We start from the raw sequence: 7,839 nt of genomic DNA on the forward strand, positions 1-7,839 counted from the left end.
GTTTTTTATTCAATTCTATTTGTAAAGATACGTTACGCGCATTTATAAAATATCATTCATGTATTAGTAAAACTTACAGGTACTTCTTTAATTGTATTAAATTATCTATTTGCCTGATGCTATTATCTACAGTCTTGTTGTTCACATCGAAAAAAACAACATCCATACCAATATTTATTGCTCCTAAAATATCTGCTTCGTAACTATCCCCTATCATAACACTTTTACTTGCATTTGTATTAGCAAGGTCTAAAGCAAAATCAAAGATTAGAGGGTTTGGTTTTTTCACCCCAGCAATTTCAGAATTGGTAATGGTTTTAAAATAATGATCGATTTTAGAATGGCTCATCTTTTTATACTGCACCTCATCAAATCCGTTGGTTATAATATGTAAGTTATAATTTAGATTTAAGTAATCTAAAATTTCAAAGGTGTTTTCAAACAAATGGTTAAATGTAGATAAGTGTGTTATATAATCATCAGATAGCTTATACACTAAATCATCATTAGCTTCAAATTCAATAGCTTTAAAAGTTTCGTTTAATCTTCCATAACGTAAAGCACTTTTTTCTATTTTATCTTCTCTGTAAAGTCTCCAATACTTTAAATTAATGGGGACATAATGGGTTAAAAAATCATCAGCACTTACATCAACATTATTGATTTTAAAAATTTTTTCAAAAGTTAACGCAGAGTTTTTATCAAAATCCCAAAGCGTATGGTCTAAATCGAAGAACACATCTGTAATTCCTTTAAGCTTCATTTGGAGAATCTAATATTAAATTAAACAATTCTTTAAATCCATTCCATCTGTTATCTTCACCAAAAGTATAGTTGTGAAATACTGGCACGAACTCGCCATTAACTTGCTTTATCTCATGGATTATTTCATTTATAACTTTCTTTTTATCAAGTAACGATTTGTGTTTTAAAAGCGCATAATCCATTAGATGGTATGGGATAATTTTAAGTGGGGTTTGTACTTCGTAATCTAAATCGTAAAACAAAAAAGTTGAGCAAGATCCTGCTCTAAAACCAATGTGGCTTGCATAACCCATGGTATAATCTTCTTGTATTTCTAAATCAATTAAGTTTCTATAGGATTCTGGTAAATTCAGTTTTGAAAAAGATTGTCTCGACGCTTTTGTATTGGTATTTAAAATGTTATCCATTCTTACTTTTTCTTTCTTTAAAAGGGAAATATCCCCTAAGGCAAAATAAGATATTTTTAGTCCTACTTTACAATAATCACCAACATGTTTAATAAGAGAAACAAACTCTTTTTTATTCGGGTTTATCCCTTTATCATAAGTAGAATATCCTCCAATTAGAAAAAAGAAAATAAATTTAAAACGGGTGTGTTTCTGTCTATTAATTACATATTTAAAAGTATCAAAGGGGTCATGCCTAAATCCAAGCAGCACAGTAAACCGAGTGTATAAACTTCTAAGTCTCAACATTGAAACATCTTTAATGGCTCCACCTAAGGTTCGCATAATACCTTTTAACTTGTAGTTATAAGCACTTGGAACATCTATAATAGGTTTTATTTGGTATGCCCTTCTTGGGAATTCAAATTCTGGATACTGCTTTTGTAAAATATCTTTAAATTTATAGGCCCAAATATCTACAACAGGTTGATGCAAAAACCCTTTTTTATAAGCTAAACTTTCCGTGGCCGTAAAACGTCCATATTCATCTTTTACATGCGGTAAATACTCCTCATATCTTGATAATAAATAAAAGGAAGCCGAAAAAATATCAAAAGGCATCGCACTCTTCTCTCCAAGAGAAAAAAAGCACTTTGTATTACCCCAATCCTGAATATTAATTTCGATATCACTTAAGCCTTGTTCAAATAGAATCTCATGACTTTTAATGAAAAACTCATTACCTAATTGTTGCTTTGTATATGACATTTTTAGACTGTCGTGAGCAATAAAGGCTTCTATTTTGGTTGTAAAACTCACTTTAATACCTAGAACTCTAGTACAAATATGTTTAAAAACATATTTTAACCTAGGTGATATTTTATGGGTATATACTAAAAGCATTAAAGTATGGTTTCGTCAGCAAAACTAAAGTATGCTTTTTCTGTTATAATTAGGTGATCTAGAACTTTTATATCTAAACTTTGTGCAGCAGCTTTTAATTTTTGGGTAATTTGTTTATCCGCTTCACTAGGCTTTAATGTTCCAGATGGGTGATTGTGAGCTAATATTAATCCTGTGGCACCAACTTCTAAAGCATTTTTTAGTACCAAGCGCACATCAACCAAAGTGCCTGTTATACCGCCTTTACTTAATTGATTTTTTTGAATGACTTTATTAGAATTATTAACGTAGATAATCCAAAATTCTTCGTGCTGAAGTTCGCCAATAACAGGTTGCATGAGTTCAAAAACAGATGAGCTCGATGTAATCTTATTTTTTTCTAGGGCTTCTTCTCCCCTGCGTCGTCTTCCTAATTCTAAGGCTGCAATAATACTTATGGCTTTAGCTTCTCCAATACCCTTATATTCCATAAGTTGTTTAATGGAGAGTTTCCCTAAGGCACTTAAATTATTATTGGTATTGGCTAAAATACGTTTGCATAAATCTACAGCACTTTCTTGACGGTTACCTGAACCAATTAAAATAGCCACGAGCTCTGCATCGCTTAAAGCTGCTTTACCTTTATACAATAATTTTTCACGAGGTTGATCGTCTTGACTCCAGTTTTTTATCGAAAATGACGCTGGTTTTTCTTGCATTGGTTAAAGATAAATATTGAATACTTTACAAACAATAAAAATAGTAGTATATCTATTTATCTTTCTAATAGCAACTAAATAACTTGCTCATTTAGAGCATCGTTAGAATAAGACTTTAATAACTTATAAAGTTTTTCAGGATTAAATGGTTTACCCATAAATCCATTCATTTTATAGTGTTTAGTTTTTTCTTTAATATCGGTTTGAGCAAATGCCGTTAAGGCTATTATGGGAATATTTGCTTTAGATTTATCTGATATATTTCTAATAAATTTAGCCGTTTGATAACCATCTAAAACGGGCATCTGCAAGTCCATTAAAACCAAATCAAAATCGAAATTAGACCTTTCAAAAAACTTAAGAACTTCTTCGCCGTTTTCTGCTACTTTATAATTTACTTTCCATTTCAAAAAGAATCTTTTTAAAATAAGGACATTCATCTTATTGTCTTCTGCCACCAATACATTTATATTTAAGGGCTCATAGTTTGGCTGCATTTTTATCATAGCAGGCTCGTATAAGTTAAGCCTATTACTTACTTTATACCTAATTTCAAAAGAAAAAGTTGCTCCATTCCCTAACGTGCTTTCAACTACTAAATCACTATCCTGCAGGTTTAATAATTTTTTACTAATAGATAATCCAAGACCAGTACCTCCATATTTTATTGAAGTCTCGGAATTAGCTTGCATAAAGCTATCAAATATTGATTCTTGCCTGCTTTTTGATATTCCTATACCTGTATCCACAATACTAAACTTCAGACTAATCTTATTATTATTAATCCCTAAATTTTCAACGCTAAGAACAATGCTTCCTTTTTCAGTAAACTTCAGAGAGTTACTTAGTAAGTTTTTTACTATTTGAGTGAGTTTTAATTTATCACCAATAATATTATCTGGGAGATCATTTTCTTTTTTAACATTAAAAACCACACCTTTTTTCTCGGCCCTTAATTGAAAGTGAGATTTTATGTTTTCTAAAAAATAATGTAAGCTAAAATCTTTTTCTGTAACTTTTAATTTTCCGGATTTAATTTTATCAAAATCTAACAAATCATTTATGAGACCTAACAAATGTTCTCCAGAGTATTTTAAAGCCTTAAGATTCTCAACTTGCTCTGGCAAATAATCTTCCATTAATAGAATATTTGTTAATCCCGTAACGGCATTTAAAGGTGTTCTGATTTCATGAGACATCGTTGATAAAAACTCATCCTTAGATTTACTCGCTTTTTGTAACTCTACTTCTGTTTCTTTCAAGTCTGTGACGTCTATAATTGTGCCAATAAAGCCAGTTGGCAAATCATTATTATCTTTAATTAGTTTTGACTTTAACTCAAACCACATTAATTTATTATTAATTTTATACTTAAAAATAAATTCAATGCGCTTCCTTTTCTTAGAGAATAATTCTTGGAATTCTTTATTTCCTTCAATGTTTTTAGTAACTAAAAACTCTTTAAAATTTTTACCTAGTGTCTTTTCAATAGTAAATCCTGAATATTCGTTCCAGGCATTATTTAAAAACGTGAAATTCCCGTCTATGTCAGTTTCAAAGATAACCCCTCCAACATTATCCACTAAATTTTCTAATTTAGTTTTGGTCGTATCTCGTTCGTTAACTAATTTTTGATTTGCTGCAAAAAGTTCTTTTGAACTTTGTTCAAGAATATTTTCAATATGATAAATGTCCTTATCAAAACTCTTATAAGCATTATTAATTGTAGTTAAAAAATCGGCCATCCCGGGATTGTCCAAATCATTTAAGCCTGCTTTTTTAAGCTGGCGTTTTAAAAGTCTATGCAAATCATTATTTAACATTCTGAAAGTGTTGTTATTGTCATGGTTTGATTATGTAATTCGCAAGGTGAAAATTCTCCAAATGGGGCAATTTCACCATAGGAATAAAATCCTGTAATACATGGTTTATCGCCTATAACATCTCTTACTACTTCTACTTCTTCTTCTACCAATTGTTTTAAAACCAATCGTCTACCAACGCAACTAATAAGAATTGCTAACTCCGATGTTTCTTTTAAATTTTTATTTGCAGAAATTGCTGAATCTTCAGCCCCACTAATTAATCTATCTATGTTTGCTTTCATTAATCGAACATAAGAATCTTGGGGTATGTTACCAGCAAAAGTGAGACTTTGATCTTCCTCATTTATTGCTAAAATAGTTCTTACGAGCGGCGTTGTGTTTTTACTGTTTCTCATACTTAATGGAAAAAGCAATCCCGAACTAGGCAAATCATTTGCATATTCACCTAAAAATGATTTATAAATTTCTAAAGCTGGCATGCCATCCAACTCGTAAAGCACATTTTTATTCGATTTTGTTACCAATCTTTCAATCCCAAAACTATCCCATCCTCCTTTAGAGCTATATCCTACTTTTAAATCATCGCCATAAAAGCCAAGTCCTACTATAGTTTTATCAACTATTTTACCGTCATTAATTACAAACGTTTTATTAAAAGCTGAACCATCTGCTGCTAATCCGCCTGTAATGCTTACATGCGGTATTTTTGATTTTAAACCCGAGACTAAATCTGCACCATTAATGTTTAATCCATCACTTAAAACAATGACATGCTTTAAATCATTATCGTTAAGCTTATTAGCAATTTCCTCACCGGCTTTATAACTGCAATTCATATCCTTTATTTGAAAAGAAACCTTTTTTAATGTCGTTTTTTCTAGTTGAATAGCTGTTAATGAAATAGTTTTGTCTTTTACAGTGACATCTGATATCTCGCCAGCAGTAGAACATCCAATTATTGTAGATTTCGGATACTTAAGGTTTAGCGAAAGTAAAACGTCATCCTTTAAGTTAAAGTCTGGTGAAATAAATAATAAGAATAAATTAGCATCAATATGTATCGATTCTATCTGTTCAAACCAATTATTTTCGATTAATGATATTTGTTGAACTTTCATAATTGGGGATATTAACATTTCAATGATAAACATTTTATCAGTTAATTACAACATTTAATCGATAAAAAATATAAATAAGTAAGAAATAGAGTATGTTTTATGTTTTTTAATGAAATACATTTGTCGTAAATTTCAAAAGCAAGAGAATTAATAACTAAAATCATAAGAGTCCCCTTAGAGGAATTGACACACACTTTGAGCTACCCACCAAAACATCATCAAAACAACGATATCAATCACATGATTGAAGTGATTAAAACGTATCCTTTAGCTACCATAGTTTCAGTTAAAAATAACGAGCCACTAATAACACACTTGCCTTTAATTTATAATGATGATGGCAACCTTATTGGGCATATTGATATTTATAATCCGCAAGCTGAAGTTTTAAAAAATGATAACGATATCACTATTATTTTTTCGGGTCCACAATGTTATATTTCACCAAGTATATATACAACCAAACAATTACCAACTTGGAATTATATTAGAGTTCATTTAAAAGGAAAAGTAAAAGCTATTGAAAGTAAAGAAGCTTTAAAAAATTCTTTAATTACAATGACCGCCTTTCTTGAAGCACCAGATCATAAATATGTTTTAGATACTGATAATAAAAGAATGGAAGGCGCTTTAGACTACATAAAAATGTTTGAAATATCCATTGACTCTTGGGAAGGGAAGTTTAAACTCTCTCAGGATAAAAAACCACAGGATATTGAAAATGCTAGAACCGAATTGGTTCGAGCTAATCAAAAGAGTGTTGAGGCATTTTTAGAAAAGTGTTTTAAAAGGGAAACTTGACTTTATCAGACCAATTAGCTAACTTCGTAAAAAGCTCGAAAAAAAACTAATAGCCTCTTTGTCGGTCAATGATTATTAGCAATTATTAGACTTAAACGGGCGCTTAAGACTATGCAAAACAGAAGACTTAAAATATTATTTCCAATTATATTATTCATCTTGCTAATTCCATTTATAGCCATGCAATTTACCGATGAAGTAAATTGGACAGCAGCAGATTTTATAGTCGCGGGAGGTCTATTATTCGGAGCAGGATTGATATCCGAAATTGTAATTAGGAAAACAAAGAATAGAAAACACAAAATGGTTTTATTGGGCGCTATTTTTATTATCCTAATTCTAATTTGGATAGAACTAGCAGTTGGAATATTTGGAACTCCGTTTTCGGGCAATTAAATAAGATAGTAAAAACAAATTCGTAGCAAGATTTGAGTACAACAAGCCATCATGATGAACGCATAGCAAAAATGGTATTTGCCTCGGTTTATCCTCATTATGTTTCGAAAATAGAAAAAAAGTAGAACGAAAGAAGAATTGAATCAAGTAATTGAGTGGTTAACGGGATTTGATGAACACAAATTAGCGGACCTTATTGAAAAAAAAAGAAACATTTGAATCGGTCTTCAAGAAGGCCAAATTGAATCCAAATGCTCAATATATTACTGGCGTAATTTTTGGATATAGGGTCGAAGAAATTGAAAATTCGTTAACGCAACAGGCAAGGTATTTGGACAAGCTAGTAGATGAGTTAGCAAAAGGTCGTATGATGGATAAAATTTTATGAGTTGCATAAATTAAAAGTAGATCGACATAAATGATTCAAACTCTACTAAGAACATAGGCTATAAATAATTATAGACATGCCGTTTAGCGTTTTACAAAAAAACTACCCAATCAAACTGTTTCATCATTCAGCACTTGATGTGAAATCGACTATCACTTCATGAAAACAAATAAAATCCTGAATCAAGTTAAGGATGAAAAACTTAACGTATTAACTTTTTCACAGCTTCAAAATCCAATCCACCATAATTACCAGAACTCATTAAAAGCAACGCTTTCTCATCAAAGTTTTGTGAGAATAAAAAGTCTTTAAAATTGTCTGGATTGGTATAAATAATTAAATCCTCTCGCTGAAAAGCATTAGCGATTTGTTGGTGAGTTACTTCTTCAAGTTTTTTAATTTCTACAGCGTGTGGTGAATAAAATACCACAGCAACATCTGCGGCATCCAGTGCGCCGTTATATTCTTTTAAAAATTCAGCGTTTAAACTACTGTATGTATGCAACTCTAAACAAGCAACCAATGCTGTTAAAGAACAATATGAAAACAGAACTTTGG

Annotated in this window: 7 protein-coding genes and 2 pseudogenes; 3 read left to right on the forward strand and 6 right to left on the reverse strand. The window is 30.8% G+C overall.

What is annotated here, in order from left to right:
• Positions 1 to 73 precede the first annotated feature (73 nt).
• The 5 genes from QZ260_RS10170 to QZ260_RS10190 all read right to left on the reverse strand — a co-directional run bounded on the left by QZ260_RS10170 (position 74) and on the right by QZ260_RS10190 (position 5,696).
• On the reverse strand, positions 74 to 763 hold the full coding sequence (locus QZ260_RS10170) for a YjjG family noncanonical pyrimidine nucleotidase (RefSeq protein ID WP_295985771.1): 690 nt from the start codon (positions 761 to 763) through the stop codon (positions 74 to 76).
• Positions 753 to 2,054 (reverse strand): polysaccharide deacetylase family protein, encoded by a 1,302-nt coding sequence (locus QZ260_RS10175; RefSeq protein ID WP_295985773.1) that lies wholly within the window; start codon positions 2,052 to 2,054, stop codon positions 753 to 755. The genes QZ260_RS10170 and QZ260_RS10175 overlap by 11 nt, the downstream gene beginning before the upstream one ends.
• On the reverse strand, positions 2,054 to 2,752 hold the full coding sequence (gene radC / locus QZ260_RS10180; RefSeq protein WP_295985775.1) for a DNA repair protein RadC: 699 nt from the start codon (positions 2,750 to 2,752) through the stop codon (positions 2,054 to 2,056). Before radC ends, QZ260_RS10175 begins: the two co-directional genes overlap by 1 nt.
• Before the next feature lie 74 nt (positions 2,753 to 2,826).
• Positions 2,827 to 4,575: an ATP-binding protein gene (locus QZ260_RS10185; protein WP_295985777.1), complete on the reverse strand. Its 1,749-nt coding sequence runs from the start codon at positions 4,573 to 4,575 to the stop codon at positions 2,827 to 2,829.
• Positions 4,569 to 5,696, reverse strand: coding sequence for an FIST N-terminal domain-containing protein (locus QZ260_RS10190; RefSeq protein ID WP_295985779.1), 1,128 nt, complete (start codon positions 5,694 to 5,696; stop codon positions 4,569 to 4,571). Before QZ260_RS10190 ends, QZ260_RS10185 begins: the two co-directional genes overlap by 7 nt.
• A 195-nt stretch (positions 5,697 to 5,891) precedes the next feature.
• Between QZ260_RS10190 and QZ260_RS10195 the strand changes: the two genes are divergently transcribed.
• The 3 genes and pseudogenes from QZ260_RS10195 (at position 5,892) to QZ260_RS10205 (ending at position 7,281) form a co-directional block, all read left to right on the forward strand.
• Positions 5,892 to 6,497, forward strand: a complete 606-nt coding sequence (locus QZ260_RS10195) for an FMN-binding negative transcriptional regulator (protein ID WP_295985782.1) — start codon at positions 5,892 to 5,894, stop codon at positions 6,495 to 6,497.
• A gap of 111 nt (positions 6,498 to 6,608) precedes the next feature.
• Positions 6,609 to 6,893, forward strand: a complete 285-nt coding sequence (locus QZ260_RS10200; RefSeq protein ID WP_295985784.1) for a hypothetical protein — start codon at positions 6,609 to 6,611, stop codon at positions 6,891 to 6,893.
• A 32-nt stretch (positions 6,894 to 6,925) separates the two neighbouring features.
• A pseudogene (locus tag QZ260_RS10205) lies at positions 6,926 to 7,281 on the forward strand (DUF2200 domain-containing protein).
• A gap of 202 nt (positions 7,282 to 7,483) precedes the next feature.
• On the opposite strand, the pseudogene QZ260_RS10210 reads toward QZ260_RS10205, so the two are convergent.
• A pseudogene (locus QZ260_RS10210) lies at positions 7,484 to 7,839 on the reverse strand (peptidoglycan synthetase); the annotation flags it as partial.

This window comes from uncultured Algibacter sp. (assembly GCF_905480415.1).
Lineage (GTDB): Bacteria > Bacteroidota > Bacteroidia > Flavobacteriales > Flavobacteriaceae > Algibacter_B.